Genomic DNA, 15,821 nt, shown 5'->3' with positions numbered 1-15,821 from the left:
CGGCCGTTCCAGCCACGCCGGCACGCGGGGAACGCTCGGCGCCGGTCGCGGACCGGGTGGTGTGGACGCGGATCGACGGCATCCAGGGCCTCCCCCTGGACCTGATGGCCGCCCGCATCGGGCGCCGCCACTACGCGCCGCACTCGCACGAGGAGTTCGCGATCGGCGTGTGCACCGGCGGCCTGGAGGCCATCCGCTACCGGGGCGAACTCCGGTACAACGGCCCCGGCAGCGTGGTGGTCGTCGAGCCAGGCGAGCCGCACACCGGCGGCCCCGCCAACGAGCAGGGCTTCGCGTACCGCGTCCTGTACCCGGCGCCCAGCCTCCTCGCCGAGCTCGGCCGCGGCGCGCTGCCGCACTTCCGGGACGCGATCATCGCGGACGACGACCTGGCCCGCCGGATGTGGACCGTGCACCGCGCCCTCACCCGGCGGCCCGGTCAGGGCGCGCGGCCGGAGCCGCTGGAGGGCGAGTCGATGCTGCTGTCGCTGCTCGACGTTCTCGTCCGGCGCCATGCCGGACGGTCCGCCGGCGCCGCCGTGCTCGGCGGGCGGCGGCACGACACGGCGGCGGCGTGGATCGCCCGGACGGTGTCGGTCCGGCTCGCCGACGAGCTCACCGGCCCGCCGACGCTTGAGGAGATGGCCGCCGACCTGGGGCTGTCGCGGTACCAGGTGCTGCGCGGGTTCCGGGAGATCATGGGCATGCCGCCGTACGCGTGGCTGGCCCAGCACCGGGTGGCGCGCGCCCGCTCGCTGCTCGACGCGGGCCTGCCCCCGGCCGAGGCGGCGGCCCGGGTCGGGTTCGCCGACCAGGCCCACCTGACCCGCTGGTTCAGGCGGGTGCTGGGGGTCACGCCGGGCGCGTACCGCAACAGCGTTCAAGACGGCACCGGCCGCGCGATCCGAGACTGAGGACTCATACCGGATACGACCGGGCATCCGGAGGAACCGGGCCCGGAGGCCGATGGAGGAGCCGGTGAGTCGTCGGGGCTGGGTGCTGTTCGCGCTGATGAGCGTGCTGTGGGGGATCCCCTATTTGATGATCAAGGTGGCGGTGGAGGGCGGGATCTCGGTGCCCGTCCTGGTGTTCGCCCGGACCGCGCTGGGCGCCGCCGTCCTGCTGCCCCTCGTCGTGCGGCGCGGCGCGGGCGGGCCGGGCGCGGGCGGACTCGGGACGCTGCGCCGCCACTGGCGGCCGATCCTCGCCTTCGCCGCGCTGGAGATCCTCGGCCCGTGGGCCCTGCTGTCGGACGCGGAACGGCACCTGTCCAGCTCGATGACCGGCCTGCTGATCGCCGCCGTGCCGATCGCGGGACTGGTCCTGGCCCGGCTGCTGGAGACCTGGGAGAGGGCGCGGGGCAAGGAGACGGCCGGTACCGGCGAACGGCTCGGCCCGGCGCGCTGGGCCGGGCTGCTGCTGGGGCTGGGCGGCGTCGGCGTGCTGGCGGCCCCGCATCTCGAAGGCGGCAGCGCCTGGGCGATCGGCGAGATCATGCTGGTGGTGCTGGGCTACTCGATCGCCCCGATGATCGCGGCCCGGCGGCTGGGGGAGGTCCCGAGCCTGCAGATGACCGTCGCGTGCCTCACCCTCGCCGCCCTCGTCTACGCCGCCCCCGCGGCCGCGACCTGGCCGGAGTCGATGCCGGACGGGACGGTGCTGGCCGCGCTCGCCGGGCTCGGGATCGTCTGCACCGCGCTCGCGTTCGTGGTGTTCTTCGAGCTGATCCGCGAGGTCGGGACGTCCCGGGCCATGGTCTTCACCTACGTGAACCCGGCGGTCGCGGTGGCCGCGGGCGTCCTGTTCCTGGACGAGCCGCTCACCGGGACGATCGCCGCCGCGTTCGTGCTGATCCTCTGCGGCTCCGTCCTGGCCACGGGCAGCCGCCGCCGACCCGGCCTCCCGCCCGAACCGGAGCGCCGGTCGGAGGAGGTCCGGGCCGAGCCGCACGCCTGACCTCAGCGGAGGACGGCGATGAACGTCCGCGGCTCGCCGACGTTCCCGGACGCGTCGATGGCGCGGTACTCGATGGTGTGGCGGCCCTTGCCGATCCCGCCGTACGACAGGTGGTCGATCACCGTCCCCTTCTCGGTGAAGCGGAACGGCGCCGTGGAGTCGGTCGGCCAGCCGAAGTAGTTGTACCAGCCGTCCCCGTCCACCCGGAACTCGCCGACCACGGTGCCCGGCCGGTCGTCGGACGCGGTCAGCCGCATGGTGAACGGCCCGTCGAAGACGTACTCGGGCGGGTGCCCGGGCCGCCGCCGGATCTCGGACGCCCGCGACAGCTCGTAGGCCACCGTCGGGCGCCGCGCGTCGATCGTCCACTCGCGGACCGCGCCGGCGCCCACGCGGGCGGTGAGGCGGTGCGTCCCGGGGGAGAGCCGGAGCCGGCCGAGGTCCACGGAGCGCTCGCCGCCGCGCACCACCCGCCCGTCGATCTCCCAGCGGATCCGCGGGACCTCCCGGACGGGATGGGTGGTCTCGGCGTGGACCACGTCATCGGTGCTCACCGCGCGGTCCGTGGGCGTCGAGGCGCCGAAGCCCACCGGCACCTCGGACGGCGGTGTCTCCACCCGCGTGTCCACGTTCCACGCGCGGGTCTGCGTCAGCGCCGCCGACGCGCGGATCGCCGGATCGCGGACGAACCCGGTCGGGTCGGTGACCGTGGCCTTCACCGTGTGCGCGCCGGGCCGGAGTCGCAGCCGCGCCAGGTCGAGATTGCGGGCGCCGCGCGCCGCCCGCACCTCCCGGCCGTCGACCTCCCAGGAGATCGACAGCTCGTGACCGGTCGGATGCGCCGTCTCCAGCCACAGCACCCGGTCGGCGCCCACGGGCGCGTCGTTCGGGGCGTGCGCCTGGACGAGGGCGACCTTGGCGGAGATCCGCTGCGTCATGCGCTCCCGCGCGGGCTGGTCGAAGTAGTAGCCCAGCGTCTTCATCATCGAGTGCCGGCTCGGACGCCAGACGCCCCTGGTGCTGTAGAGGCCGCCCTCGTACCGTCCGATCAGGCCCCCGGACTCGCTCGGCTCGCCCAGCCACCGCCACCACTTCGTCCGCCGCTCCCTCATCTGCCGCTCGGTGAGGAGGGTGTGATGGACGGAGTCGGGCTCGCCGCCCTCGTACGCGCCGCCCGGGACGCCCCGCTGGTAGTAGTCGTACTCGTCGTCCAGCCCCCCGAGCGAATGGCCCAGCTCGTGCGGCGTGATCAGCGCCGACAGGGCGTTCCCGCCGGACGCGGTGGCGTAGGTGCCGCCCGCGCCGCCGTAGGTGTCGCTGTTGGCCAGCGCGAGGATCTGCCGGTTGGCGGAGGTCGTCCCGGGGACCATGTCGGCGTACGACTTCGCGGCGGCCGAGTTCATGGTGAGCAGGCGCTGCGGCCCCGCCTCCTTGCACCCGCCCCAGAACGCCATGCCCAGCGGCGTGGTGCGGCGCGGCGACGACAGACCGGGATCGCAGCTCACCCCGCTCTCACCGGAGGTGATCTCGACGGCGTAGACGTTGACATAGCCGCGGTACGACTTGAACGGCTCGATCGTCCACAGGTCGTTCAGGTGCTTGTCGAGGTGGGCGCGGAACCTCGGCATGTCCGCGGACGTGTAGCCGTCGCCCAGGACCACCAGGTTGAACCGCCTGGCCGGATCCCCGGTCACCTGAACCGGAACGACCTCGGCCGCACCGCCCTCGTCCTGCGCGGCGGCCGTGGTGCTGGGGCCGCCCGTATGGACGGTGGCCGCGGCGCCCGTCGCTGTGAACGTCGCCAGCGGCAGCATGGCGGCGGTGGCGATCGTGCTGACGCTCTTGGCCTTCTTCGCCCTCGGCATGCGCGCACTCCTCGCGTCGGGGCGCGCGGCGGGCGAGGCAGCCCGGGGGGACGGCGCGCCGGCTCAGCCCGCTGATCAAGCGGACTGAGCCGGATTATCGCCAGGAGACCGCGGTGCTGTCGCCGTCGAAAACGTACGAAGAACACGGCCCGGCGGCGTCAGCCGTCCGGGAGCACCGGCTTTCAGGCGAGCTTCTCCAGCTCAGCCACCTCGTCCCCGGAGAGGGAGACGCTCGCCGCGGCCGCGTTGTCCTCGAGGTGGCCGACCTTGGACGTGCCAGGGATCGGCAGCATCACCGGCGAACGGTGCAGCAGCCAGGCCAGCGCGAGCTGCGCCGGGGTGGCGTCATGGCGGCGCGCCGCCTCGGCGAGCTTCCCGCCCGGCTCGGCCAGCTTGCCCGTCGCCAGCGGGAACCACGGGATGAACGCGATCCCCTCCGCGTCGCACCGTTCCAGGACGTCCTGCGACTGGCGGTTGGTCAGGTTGTAGAGGTTCTGCACCGACACGATCGGGACGTGCCGGCGGGCCTGCTCCAGCTCGTCCACCGTGACCTCGGAGAGCCCGATGTGGCGGATCTTCCCCTCGTCCCGCATGTCGCGCAGCACGCCGAGCTGCTCGTCCAACGGCACCTCGGGGTCGATGCGGTGCAGCTGGTAGAGGTCGATCCGCTCCAGCCGCAGCCGCCGCAGGCTCATCTCCACGCACTGCCGCAGGTACTCGGGCCGTCCCAGCGGCACCCACTCGCCCGGGCCCGTCCTGGTGAACCCGCCCTTGGTGGCGATCACCAGGTCGTCCGGGTACGGGTGCAGCGCCTCGGCGATCAGGTCCTCGCTCACGAACGGGCCGTAGGAGTCCGCGGTGTCGATCAGCGTGACGCCCAGCTCGACGGCGCGCCGCAGCACCCGTACCGCCTCGCCGCGGTCACGGGGCTCGCCCCAGACGCCCGGACCGGTGATCTGCATCGCGCCGTACCCGAGCCGATGCACCGGCAGATCGCCGCCGATGGCGAACGTGCCGCTGCTCGCGACGGGACGCACAGGGGAATCGCTCATGGTCGCTCCTGGATCGCAGTCGTTCTCGCCGATCCATTGGATCACTGGCCCGCGGCCCGGCCGCGACCCGGGCGGGCCGAGCGAAGAACGGACGGCGATGGGAAGAATGCCACCGTTATCAGCGTTTGCCGCGCTGCCCTTCCGCCAGCCCGCGCGCGACCCGGTCGCCCCCGACGCGGCGCTGCACGGCCGCCGACAGCGCCGGGGCGGCACCGCCGAGCAAGGCCCCCACGCGCAGCCCGAGCGGCGCCACGTCGATCTCGGCGACGTTCTTCTCGACGGCCCGCACGGTCGCCCGCGCCACGTCCCGCGACGTACGAGTGCCCACGCCGCGCGGCAGCGTCACGCCCGCGTCCGCGAACATCCCCGCGTCCCGGATGAAGCCAGGGAAGACCGTCGACACCCCGACACCGTGCTCGCGCAGATCCTCGCGCAGCCCCAACGCGAACCCGCGCATGCCGAACTTCGTGGCGTTGTACAGCGCGGCCCGTCCGGACGCGGTCTTCCCCGCGAGGGAGGAGATGAAGACCAGATGGCCGCGGCGCCGCTCGGCCATCCGCTCACCGGCGAGCTTGGCCATGACGATGGGGGCCCGCAGGTTGACGTCCAGCGCCCGGTCGATCTCGGTGACGCTGTAGTCGGCGAGCAGCCCCGAGGCGGGCAGCGCCGCGTTGGCCACCAGGACGTCGATGTCACCGGCTCGTTCCAGCAGATCCGCGGGCGCGTCGCGATCGGCGAGATCGGCGGCGAGCGCGATGGCCCGCACGCCGGTCCGCTTGGTGATCTTCTCGGCGAGCGGCTCCAGCACGTCGGCGCGCCTGCCGGTGAGCACCACCGAGGCGCCGCGCGCCGCGAGCGCGAGGGCGAGCGCCTGCCCGATGCCGCCGGTCGCCCCCGTCAGCAGGGCCGTGCTGCCGCGCAGTTCCATGGCCGCGATGATCGCATGCCCGACGCCACGGCCGAACACGAATCGCCTGCGGCCGCCCACCCAAGCACCCCTGGCCGGAACCGGACGGCCCCCGTCCAGGACAAACAGACATCGATCCCCCAAGTACGAACACCAGGCACCAGAACCGACGACATCGGACGCCGAAGGGCAGGCCCCGAGGCCCGTGCGCCGGACGGCAGGACCCGAGCCCCCAAAGACCCGGCGCTGGACAAGGGACGGCGGTTGCCGGACGACGGGCCCCGGGGCTCGGGAACCGAGGTCTTGGTGCCGTGCGCCGTCCGCCGGGCGGCGGGCGCCGAAGGTCCGGGCGCCAGAAGGCGGGCATCGAAGACCTGACGTCGGGCGATGGACGACGGGCCCCGAGCTTCGGGAACCGAGGTCTTGGCGCCGTCCACCGTCCGCCGTCCGCCGTCCGCCGTCCGCCGTCCGCCGTCCGCCGGGCGGCGGGCGCCGGGGCTTTGGGCGCCGAAGGTCCGGGCGCCAGACGGCGGGCACCGAAGACCTGGCGCCAGAGGAAGAACGGAGGGCGCCGGACGCCGGACGCCGGACGAAGGAGCAGGGGCGACAGGCCTCGGACGGCGGGCGTCGAGGTGAGAACGCCGAAGACTCAGGTGCCGAAGACCTGGCCCGTACGGCATTCGCCGGGTGGGGGGGGCGGTGTCGGCTCGAGTCGGTTCGCGACACGGTTCAGCGCGCCGTCGCCGCAAGCTTGAAATGATCTTGACTTCCGGTCGCCGGAACGTCCCGCAACGCAAGGAAGCCCTCGTGGCAGGGCAGGAACGAACCCGCCTGACGGCCGGCGAACACCACCGATCCCCCAAACCGCGGCGTCCACCCCGTCGGAACGGGACGGACCTCACATGCCGGCGCGCCAGAGCAGCAGGACCAGCGACGAGAGCACCAGCCCGGCGGCGCCGAGCGGTACCTGGCCGAGCGTGATGAGGGCGGTGCAGCCGGCAGCGGTCAGGGCCGCGACGAGCACCATGCCGCGCCCGCTCCCGTCGCTCCCGGGCGGGCGCGGAGGCTCCAGCTCCCGCTCCCAGAGGGCGAAGTCATCCTGTGCGCCCATACTTGGATTATCCGTCCGATCGGCGTCCCCGGCGAGATGACGGAACGGTCACAGCATCCGCACCATCCAGTGTTCCCCATCACACTCGTCCGGCGAATTTGGACGATCGGTCCGATAACACGATCGGGGTGCGGACCGCCCGGCATCGGTTGCTAGGCTGCGGAGAGCCTGGGGGAGCATCAAATGATCCGAACGTCCCCGGGCTTGGCTTCATAGTCGAGGTGAAGGGGTCCCCACCGTGAAGAAGCTGCTTGTTCTCGCTGTTGTCGCTCTCGGTGGCTTCGTTGTCTGGCGTCGGCTCCAGCAGGACCGTGCCGAGCTCGACCTGTGGACCGAGGCCACGTCCACCGACAGCTGACGCGCCGGAGCGCTCCCGCCGCGAACGGGAGACCGACTTCGAGGGAGGGCCCGGCGTGACCGGTGCGGAGCGGATCACCATCGCCTGCCTCGATCTCGCCGGGACCACGCTCGTCGACGGCGATGCCGTGGAGACGGCCTTCGCCGAGGCGATCGCGACCGTCGGAGTCGTTGCTGGAACCGCGGCGCACACGCGTGCGATGGCGCGCGTCCGCGAGTTCCGCGGCCGCCAGAAGATCGAGATCTTCCGGGCCCTGTTCGCGGGGGACGAGCCCCGGGCGCAGGCCGCGAACCTGTCGTTCGAACGGTCCTACGACCTGGTCGTCGACCGCCGCGGACTGGCTCCCGTGCCCGGCGCCGAGGCCGCCATCGAGCGGCTCAGCGGCGCCGGGGTGCGCGTCTGCCTGACGACGGGGTTCAGTCGCCGCACCCTTGGCCGGGTGCTGGACACCCTTGGCTGGTGGGGGCGGGTCGATCTCGCCCTCTGTCCCGAGGACGGGGGCGGCTCGGGCCGGGGGCGCCCGTACCCGGACCTCATCCTGTCCGCCGCGCTGCGGCTGGGCGTGGACGACGTCCGGCACATCGCGGTCTGCGGCGACACCGACAACGACGTCCTCTCCGGACGGCGTGCCGGGGCGTCGATCGTGGCGGGGGTGCTGACCGGTGCGCATTCCCAGGACCAGCTCCTGGGCGCGGGGGCGACGCACGTCCTGGGCAGCGTGAAGGAGTTCCCGGACCTCTTCCTGCCCGTGTCCTCGTCCGCGCTCTCGCCTCCGTCCGCGCCGCCCGATACGCACCACACGGTGCGATAGCCTCTAGGGGACACGTCCCGGGGTCATAGCTCAGTTGGTAGAGCGCCGCCCTTGCAAGGCGGAGGTCTGGGGTTCGACTCCCCATGGCTCCACAACACCCGCGTCGGCCCGCCGCGGCTCAGCGCCCGGTTCTCGCTCACCGCGCCTCGCATGGCGACTTGGCGTCCGCGCAATGCACACTTCTCGAATAATTCGAGCGGTCATTATCCTGGGACGCCCTCCGACGATCGACTCGCCACTGTATGTGTCCGGTTAAAACCGGTACGGCAATCTCCTGCATGCATGGCCGACTTCTGGGCTGTCGGTAAATACGTGATCTGATACCCCTTTTTGCTACCCCTCCCGTTCCCGTCCGGCAACTGAAAGGGTGGGGCGGAACAAGCCCCCACCCCACCACCCGGCAGAAGGTGAGGATGAACGTGACCGAGAAGCCCGGTACCGCGGCCGACCTGAGCTGGCTGCTGGACGATCTGGTCCGCCGGCTGCCGCACGTCCTGCACGCCATCGTGCTTTCGGCGGACGGGCTGCTGATGGGCTCCTCGTACGACCTCCCCAAGGACGACGGCGAGCACCTGGCGGCGGTGGCCGCCGGAATCCAGAGCCTGGCCAAGAGCGCGGGCGAACGGTACGGCGACGGCCCGGTCCGGCAGACCATCGTCGAGATGGAGTCGGGATTCCTGCTGGTGACGACCGCCGGCTCCGGCGCCTGCCTGGCGGTCCTGAGCGACGCGGAAGCCGACGTAGGCGTGGTCGCGTACGAGATGACCGTGATGGTCGGCGGCCTGGGCGAGCACCTCACCTCCCCGTCCCGGGCCCGCGGCACGGCACCCGCCTGACCGCGCGCAATTGCGCGCGGATGATGAGGGCACGCGTTCATGCGCCAATGTGCGCCGACCCTATTGTCACCTCGTGTCAATATCTCGTGCCGCTCGTCGTCAATTCCGACGTCCGGGGCCGGGAGACCGGCGCACGGCCATCGCCGCCGAACTCGCCCTCCCGAATTGAACGAAGAGATGGACCGCCCGTAACGCCGGAGGAGCAGGAACCCGCCGTCCACCCTCGCCAAGCTCCCGCCGCTGACCGGACGGCCTGCCAACGCAACAAGGGGACAATGCCTGACAAAAGCCCTCATTCTCACCGGCTGTGGTCACGATGGCATGTCCCGGTTTCTTCAACGGAACCACGACCGGCGCCCACCCGCACCTGAGCGGCTCCACCGACCGGGTCACCCTCGGTGTGGTACGGGACGATGCCGCAGCCAAGGTCGGCATCACGCTGCTGGATCACCCAGCTGAGACAGGTAACGCGGGAGCCGCTGGCCACCGGCAGCGGATTCAGCGCGACGCCCGACGGTGTTGCCGTCACCGCGACGGCCGCCGTCCGTTCCGCGCACGACTCCGACGAGTACGCCGTAGCGGCACGCATCGAGGAACTGTTCCGGACGCCGATCACCGCGGACCGGACGGCCGTCAACGACCCCATACGCGGTGACTCCGGCAACGCCCAAGGACTCTTCGCCGGGGTGAGTCACACGCGAGCGCCACTGAACCGGCCGGAATACAGCAGAACATGCGGTACCTGCTCCCGGGCACGGTCAGCAATGAATGAAGCCCATCGCCGCACAGACCGTCGGCGGGCGCCCGGGACTCAGGCTGGACGGCGTCCTGAGCGACCCCGCCAGGGAGCGCGTCTGCACGTCCGGACCTACCTCGTCCCACGTGCCGACTCGCCGACCGCGTTCCTCATCCTCTTCCGCGCCCCGGGCCACTGCCACGAGGACACGATGAACCGAATCGTCTCCAGCGCAAAGTTCACCACCGACTGACCGCCCCAGGGAGCGCACGCACACAGACGTTCACTCCCTGGGGGGCCGGCATTACGCGGGGTCGAGGAGGACCAGATAGATCGCGTTGGGGCCCAGGTCGACGGTCTGGGTGTGGGTCGTGCCGGGGGCGACGATCTTCTCGTCGACGAGTTGGAGGCCGGCCCTGGCGGGGTCGGTGAAGTAGTTGCTGGTGGTCTGGTCGATCCGGTACATGCGCTGGCGGACGGGCCCGTGCCTCAGCTTGGAGGGCAGGCGGGACATGTCGATGGTGGTCCTGTAGCTGTCGGCGTGGGTGTGCTGCCAGTTCCAGACCATCAGCGACGCGCCGGTCCCGTCCTTGGAGGCGATGGCGTAGACGCCGTTGTCGCCCTTCTCGCCCGCGTCGCCTTTCCGGCCGTCCGAGACGGCGGACACCCGGGTGTCCTTCATCTTGGACTGCATCAGCATCATGTTCCCGTAGGGCGTGAAGGTGTCGGTGGCCGGCCCGCCGGGATTCCGGGTGACCAGCTGGTCCTTGCGTTCCTCCACCCGGTGCCGGACGCACCAGTTGAACATGTAGGTGTCGGGCTGGCCGGCGTACAGGTAGCCGTAGGTCGCCAGGCCGGCCGCCTGCCGGAGATAGTCGTTCTTGGGGTCGGGCTCGTCGAACGAGGGACCGGGATAGATCCCGGTCTCGGTGACGAAGCTCGGAATGCCGGTGGGCAGGCGGCGCTTCTTCAGCCACGCCCGGACGGTTGCCCGGTCCGAGCCCACCACCCGCAGATCCTTGCTGTAGAGCGTGGGCACCTGGTAGTCGTCGTCCCACTTCAGGTAGGAGTGGTAAGAGAGGAAGTCCAGGCGCTTGCGGGGGTCGCGGTCGGCGGCGTAGCCGTCCAGGAACGGCTGCAGCCACTTGGGATCCATGAACATCAGCGCCGGTCCGCCCACCTGAAGCCGGTCGGCGCGCCGGAGTCCCTTGTTGACCTTGTGGACGGCCTCGTAGAACGGCCGGTAGAAGCGGTAGAGCCCGGTCGGCTGCAGTGTGGTCTGGTCTGCCGGTCGTCCTTGCTTTCGCTCCTGGCCGTGGAACTGCCAGTCGGGCTCGTTGAACACCTCGACGTACTTGACCCGGGGGTACTTCTTCTTCAGGCTCCCGACCATCAACTCCAACAGCGGCTGGAGATCCTTGAACGGCCTCGTGCCCTGGACGAAGTCGGTCGGATTGAGGTTCACCAGCACCGAGTCGGACACGGTGCTCGCCTGGGTGAGGTAGGCGTCCAGCCTGGAGAAGTCGCAGGTTCCGGCCGCCAGGTCGCACTGGTTGAACAGGTTGTCCTCGGCGGGAGCGTTGGGGCTGCTGAGCCAGACCCGGTAGATGTCGCCGTGCAGCCCCTGCTTGTTGAAGAACTCGACGTCCCCGGGACGTTGCTGGGGCCAGGCGGTGACGTTGCCGAAGTTGTTGTACCTCTCTGGACGTGACAGCCCGCCCTGCTCGAGCCCGAAGTCAACCGACACCCTCGCAGGGGCCGAATCATGCGCGTCGGCCCTGGCAGGGGGCTCGAGACTTGCCAGGGCGCTGCTCGCCAGCAGGACGCCGAGCAGAGGTATCCCCAGGACGCGCGGCCACGTCAGGTTCGACATGCATCACCCTCCTCCAGCCCTCTGTGACCCGTGTCACGGCGGCTCAAAGTAGGGTTGCAGTACAATTTTCGTCTGTCAAGAATCCTCCTCTCAACAACAAACAGCGGTATTCCGGCGCGGTCACTCGGCCAGGGCCGGCACGACGGAGGCCAGGAAGGCGCGCAGACCGCCCTGGATGTCGACGGTGTCGCGGTCGTAGAGCCACTGGGCCTGCAGGCCGTTGAGCAGGGCGAGCGTCATGGTGGCCAGAGTCTCCGCCGGGACGGGCGAACGCAGTTCGCCGCGCTCCCCCAAGGCGGTGAAGGCGGCGGTGAAGAACTGGCGGAGCTTCCGGTAGCGCTCGGTGTAGTAGGCGTGGGCGGGATGCTCCGGCGAGGTGGCCTCACCCGAAATGACACAGTGCAGCTCCAGCAGACCCGGGCTCAGCGAGTTGTCGGCGCTCACCGCGAGCAGGCCCTCAAGCGCCTTCAGCGGCTGCCCGACGGGATCGCGGGCGCCGGCCGCCTCCATCAGGCGGGTGCTCTGCTCGCCGCGGAACTCCAGCACCGCGATCAGCAGATCCTCCTTGCTCGGGAAGTGGTGCATCAGCCCGGTGTAACTGATGCCCGCGCGCCTGGCGACGTCCTTCATCGTGGCGCCGTAGAAGCCGGTCTGGGCGAAGGCGTCCACACACGCCTCCACCACCCGCCGCCGAATGGCCGCCGACTTCGCATACGGGCCACGGCCCACCCCAGACGTCATAGACCTTCCCATCATCCGAAAATGCCGCTACGCGCCGTCAGCGTAGATGAGCACCGCCGAATCGACCGGACGCCGGTGGAAGACCTTCCCATTCACCTTCGACGACGACGCCGCCCAGTGCAGAGATCAGCCGTGAGCGGTCCCGCGACTATCTCGCCGTCTCCATGCGTGCGGATCCAGCCTCGGCCGGGTGGCCGTCGGTCCTGGGCCCGTTTCGGCCTGGAACGCGAACGGCGGGGATGCGTCGTGCGACGCATCCCCGCCGTTCAGAAGCGGAGGATCGGAGATTTGAACCCCCGATGGCCGATAAGCCCCAACAGACCGCCGCCATCAGCCAAGACCAATCCCGTCTAGAGCCTGCCTCGCCATCACGATCGCGCCTCATGAGATGACTCAAGCGATCGATCACTCGCCGCCGTCGGAGCCGTACCTGTGCGAGTCGACGCTTTGGGTCGCGAACATGGGCGGATATTCGTGGTGTTGTGGTGGGCCGACCACGCGGTGGGCGGGGGTCAGATGGTGATCGCGATCTTGCCGGCGGGTTGGCCGGTCTTGAGGTAGTCGATGGCGTCGGAGGTTCGGGCGAGGGGGTAGGTGCGGTCGAGGGCCGGGGTGAGGGCGCCGGAGTCGATGAGGTCGGCCAGGGTGTGCAGGTCGGCGGCGGGCTCGGTGGACATGAGGCCGGCCAGGCGCTGGCCGACGAAGGGCGACAGCAGCTTCGCCCGGATCTGGCGGTCGGCGCCCTGGAGCACCCGTCCGCCTCCTGGCCCGCCGACGATGACGAGTGTGCCGCGGGGGGCGAGGGCGCGGCGTAGCCGGGTCAGGGGGCGGTTGCCGGCCGTGTCGAGTATGAGGTCGTACCGGTCGGTGCCAGTGGTGAAGTCCTCGCGGGTGTGGTCGATGACGCGGTCGGCGCCGAGGGAGCGGACCATGTCCGTCTTCGCGGTGCGGCACACGCCGGTGACCTGGGCGTCATAGGCCTTGGCGAGCTGGACGGCGAAGCTGCCCACGCCGCCGCCGGCGCCGGTGACGAGGACCCTTTGCCCGGCGGTGAGCCGGCCGGCGTCGCGCAGTCCCTGGAGGGCGGCGCAGGCGGAGATGGGCACGGTGGCGGCCTGGGCGAAGGTGAGGGAGGCCGGTTTGGGGGCGAGCTTGTCCTGGTGGGCGCGGGCGTACTCGGCGTACGCACCGTCACAGGTGCCGAAGACCTCGTCGCCGGGACGGAACCGGGTGACGTTGGCGCCGACGGCTGCGACGCGGCCGGCGACGTCCATGCCCGGGACGGGGTTCTTGGGCCGGCGCAGCCCGAAACCGGCGGCGCGCACCACGTAGGGCAGGCCGGTGATGACGTGCCACACACCCTGGTCGACGCCGGCGGCCTCAACGCGAACGAGCACATCGTCGGCGCCGATGGTCGGCACGGCCATGTCGCGCAACTGGAGCTGCGCCGGTGCGCAGTAGGTGTCGCGGGCGATCGCGATCATCGTCGTCTTCGTCATGGTCGGGGTGCTCGTGCGGTGGCGACCGGATTGGTCATGGGAGGTGGTCCTCTCGGATGAGGTGGGGGGCCACGAGGCGGTGGCCAGCACTCGGAGATGGGTCAGGTGTCGGTGTCGGGGTAACCGAAGACGTCGTCGAGCGGCACGTCGAACACCCGGGCGATCTTGAAGGCCACCTCCAGCGATGGCGAGTAGCGGCCCTGCTCGATGGCGATGACGGTCTGCCGGGTCACCCCGACGCGGTCGGCCAGCTCCGCCTGGGTCATCTCGCCGTTCGCGAACCGCAGCGCCCTGATCGAGTTCGTGACCTTCGTGGGTTTGACCATGGCTAGAGGCCCCGGCGGTACAGGACGATCTTCGTGATCGACGAGGCGAGTGCGGCCAGGACGAACGCCAGGTACAGCGCGTTGGCGATCCAGAAGTGGGCGGCCTCCGCCATGGCCAGGGCGAGCGGGACGATCGCGGCGATGCTCATGACGTAGAACCCGACGTACTCGCCCAGCCGGTGGATCTGCCGGTCGCGCTCGTCGGCCCGGCCGGCCTCTTTCGGCGAGGCGATGGCGGCTGCGATGCCGGCGACGATGCCCAGGCCGATCCCGGCACCGATGGCGATGAGCATCGGCCGCACATAGGCGATCCGCGCGACGTCCGCGCCCGGCACCTTCGGCAGGACGGTGACGAAGTAGACCGCGGCGACACCGACGGCGACCACGACGTAGATCCACGAACGTCTCTCTTCGGAGGACATGCCCCACTCCCATGTAAAAGAACTTTGACATGTCCCAAGGTAAAACGGCGCAGACATGATGTCAACAATTTTTGACCAGGACGCCCGAGGCGCACGCGCCAACGAGCCGAGGCGCGGATCCGACCCACGGCCTAGGTGGCCGCGCGGACGGTGCTGTACATCGGGTCGTCGCCGGTGGTGGGGTCGTCGACCACCGGTGCTGGGCTGGTGTCGAGGGTGCTGAGGCGCTGGATGAGCGCGGGCAACGGGGCTGACTCGGTGACCAGCGCGTTGACCTCGATGTTGGCGCCGACCTCGATCGTCTGGGCGGTGAGCACCATGAGCGGGCGGCCAGGCTGCCGTTGGCGGCTGGCGCGGAGGCGGTCGTGGTGGGTGTGCAGCAGGTAGTCGCTGCCGATGGTGCACGCGCAGCTCACCTTCAACCAGCCGGTCACCGGCCCGGTCCTGGCCGGCGCGATGCGCTACTGCGGGCTGGGCCTGTTCGTGCCCGCGGCCGATGGGGCCGATGGACGCGCCCTTTCCGAGCAGGGCCTTCCCCGTCGCCGCCGGAGACCGTTGTTCCTCGGCACCGGCGACAGGGTGCTGCGCGCCTTTGACGCCCGTGATGGTTGCCGGCGGTGGGCCGTGGACACAGGTGCTTCACCCACCTCGGGGGCATGTTCCGCCGCCGTTGGTGGGGCAGGGGCCGGTCTTTGTTCGCGGTGCCGACAGCGTCCGCGCCCTACGGGCCGACGACGATCACGTGCGCTGGGACCGCGGGACCGACAGTTCGCGGGAGAGCCTGCGCCCGGCCGGGGACAGGCCGCATGTCCCCGGCCGGCGGGAGCTCACTTCGCACGATGCGGTCGGCAGCCGGGGCGTGAGCGGCTCGACCTGCACGACCACCATCGCCGTTCTGACCGGCCGGGACGGACTCCGCCCTGGAATTCTCCAGGGGCGTCATAAACGCCCGGCTGTCATCGTCATCGTGACGAGCTACGTACACCGTTGCGTTTTCCGGTCGTTCAATGCCGTGGGAGGGAATCCGATTGTCCGAGACGGGGTTCCGGAGCGCTGACGCATGTCCAGAGGAGGGGTTCCAGCACGCCCGCATAGAGTTCAGCAGCGAGCACGACACTGATTTCCGAGCGGAGTATCGCGCGCTCGAACTCGGCGCGGTGACCGTGTGGCCGATGAACCGCCGGCCGGTGATCTCGCTGCGGCCTCCTAGCCTCGGGCTTTCACCGGGCGATGGGCCGGGAGTGACCGTTTAGATAAGAAAAGTGCCTCTGTGCTGGGAGGATAGGGCTTGTCGAAGGTCCTGTCCGTACCAGTCCAGAAGGCACTTT

The 15,821-nt window shown here is 70.7% G+C and carries 16 protein-coding genes and 1 tRNA gene; 6 read left to right on the top strand and 11 right to left on the bottom strand.

Features of this window, described 5'->3' with window-relative positions; translation table 11 throughout:
• The first annotated feature begins 59 nt into the window (after positions 1-59).
• Positions 60-914 carry a helix-turn-helix transcriptional regulator gene (locus tag ACFPZN_RS04710; RefSeq protein ID WP_378280480.1) on the top strand — a complete coding sequence of 285 codons (855 nt, stop codon included), beginning with the start codon at positions 60-62 and terminating at the stop codon, positions 912-914.
• A gap of 64 nt (positions 915-978) precedes the next feature.
• Complete coding sequence (locus tag ACFPZN_RS04705) at positions 979-1,956, top strand: DMT family transporter (RefSeq protein WP_378280478.1); 978 nt, start codon at positions 979-981, stop codon at positions 1,954-1,956.
• 2 nt (positions 1,957-1,958) lie between these two features.
• Here the strand turns inward: ACFPZN_RS04705 and ACFPZN_RS04700 are convergent, their stop codons facing one another.
• From ACFPZN_RS04700 to ACFPZN_RS04685, 4 genes are all read right to left on the bottom strand, one after another.
• Complete coding sequence (locus tag ACFPZN_RS04700) at positions 1,959-3,821, bottom strand: M64 family metallopeptidase (protein ID WP_378280476.1); 1,863 nt, start codon at positions 3,819-3,821, stop codon at positions 1,959-1,961.
• A 182-nt stretch (positions 3,822-4,003) separates the two neighbouring features.
• Entirely contained in the window at positions 4,004-4,873 is an 870-nt protein-coding gene (locus tag ACFPZN_RS04695; RefSeq protein WP_378280474.1) for an aldo/keto reductase, read from the bottom strand.
• Between the two features lie 118 nt (positions 4,874-4,991).
• A complete protein-coding gene (locus tag ACFPZN_RS04690; RefSeq protein WP_378280472.1) occupies positions 4,992-5,801 on the bottom strand; it encodes an SDR family NAD(P)-dependent oxidoreductase in 810 nt (269 codons plus the stop codon).
• Between the two features lie 877 nt (positions 5,802-6,678).
• Positions 6,679-6,891 (bottom strand): hypothetical protein, encoded by a 213-nt coding sequence (locus ACFPZN_RS04685; protein WP_378280470.1) that lies wholly within the window; start codon positions 6,889-6,891, stop codon positions 6,679-6,681.
• A 238-nt stretch (positions 6,892-7,129) separates the two neighbouring features.
• Here ACFPZN_RS04685 and ACFPZN_RS04680 point away from each other — a divergent pair, with 238 nt between their 5' ends.
• The 4 genes from ACFPZN_RS04680 to ACFPZN_RS04665 all read left to right on the top strand — a co-directional run bounded on the left by ACFPZN_RS04680 (position 7,130) and on the right by ACFPZN_RS04665 (position 8,896).
• Entirely contained in the window at positions 7,130-7,249 is a 120-nt protein-coding gene (locus ACFPZN_RS04680; RefSeq protein WP_211245696.1) for a DLW-39 family protein, read from the top strand.
• A 55-nt stretch (positions 7,250-7,304) separates the two neighbouring features.
• Complete coding sequence (locus tag ACFPZN_RS04675) at positions 7,305-8,060, top strand: HAD family hydrolase (RefSeq protein WP_378280468.1); 756 nt, start codon at positions 7,305-7,307, stop codon at positions 8,058-8,060.
• 19 nt (positions 8,061-8,079) lie between these two features.
• A tRNA-Ala gene (locus tag ACFPZN_RS04670) sits at positions 8,080-8,152 on the top strand.
• Between the two features lie 321 nt (positions 8,153-8,473).
• On the top strand, positions 8,474-8,896 hold the full coding sequence (locus ACFPZN_RS04665) for a roadblock/LC7 domain-containing protein (RefSeq protein WP_378280467.1): 423 nt from the start codon (positions 8,474-8,476) through the stop codon (positions 8,894-8,896).
• 298 nt (positions 8,897-9,194) lie between these two features.
• Here the strand turns inward: ACFPZN_RS04665 and ACFPZN_RS04660 are convergent, their stop codons facing one another.
• From ACFPZN_RS04660 to ACFPZN_RS04630, 7 genes are all read right to left on the bottom strand, one after another.
• Entirely contained in the window at positions 9,195-9,485 is a 291-nt protein-coding gene (locus ACFPZN_RS04660) for a hypothetical protein (protein WP_378280465.1), read from the bottom strand.
• A gap of 451 nt (positions 9,486-9,936) precedes the next feature.
• Positions 9,937-11,505: a hypothetical protein gene (locus ACFPZN_RS04655; RefSeq protein ID WP_378280463.1), complete on the bottom strand. Its 1,569-nt coding sequence runs from the start codon at positions 11,503-11,505 to the stop codon at positions 9,937-9,939.
• A 120-nt stretch (positions 11,506-11,625) separates the two neighbouring features.
• A complete protein-coding gene (locus tag ACFPZN_RS04650) occupies positions 11,626-12,174 on the bottom strand; it encodes a TetR/AcrR family transcriptional regulator (RefSeq protein ID WP_378280461.1) in 549 nt (182 codons plus the stop codon).
• Positions 12,175-12,758: 584 nt separating this feature from the next.
• Complete coding sequence (locus tag ACFPZN_RS04645; RefSeq protein WP_378280459.1) at positions 12,759-13,745, bottom strand: NAD(P)-dependent alcohol dehydrogenase; 987 nt, start codon at positions 13,743-13,745, stop codon at positions 12,759-12,761.
• A gap of 101 nt (positions 13,746-13,846) precedes the next feature.
• A complete protein-coding gene (locus ACFPZN_RS04640; RefSeq protein WP_378280457.1) occupies positions 13,847-14,071 on the bottom strand; it encodes a helix-turn-helix transcriptional regulator in 225 nt (74 codons plus the stop codon).
• A gap of 2 nt (positions 14,072-14,073) precedes the next feature.
• On the bottom strand, positions 14,074-14,493 hold the full coding sequence (locus tag ACFPZN_RS04635; RefSeq protein ID WP_378280455.1) for a hypothetical protein: 420 nt from the start codon (positions 14,491-14,493) through the stop codon (positions 14,074-14,076).
• A gap of 131 nt (positions 14,494-14,624) precedes the next feature.
• Positions 14,625-14,927 (bottom strand): hypothetical protein, encoded by a 303-nt coding sequence (locus ACFPZN_RS04630; protein ID WP_378280454.1) that lies wholly within the window; start codon positions 14,925-14,927, stop codon positions 14,625-14,627.
• Positions 14,928-15,821 lie beyond the last annotated feature (894 nt).

It is taken from the genome of Actinomadura rugatobispora, from assembly GCF_042656285.1.
Classification (GTDB): Bacteria; Actinomycetota; Actinomycetes; order Streptosporangiales; family Streptosporangiaceae; genus Spirillospora; species Spirillospora rugatobispora.
Note: the sequence above shows the minus strand (reverse complement) of the source record. Positions and strands in the feature narration are given on the sequence as shown.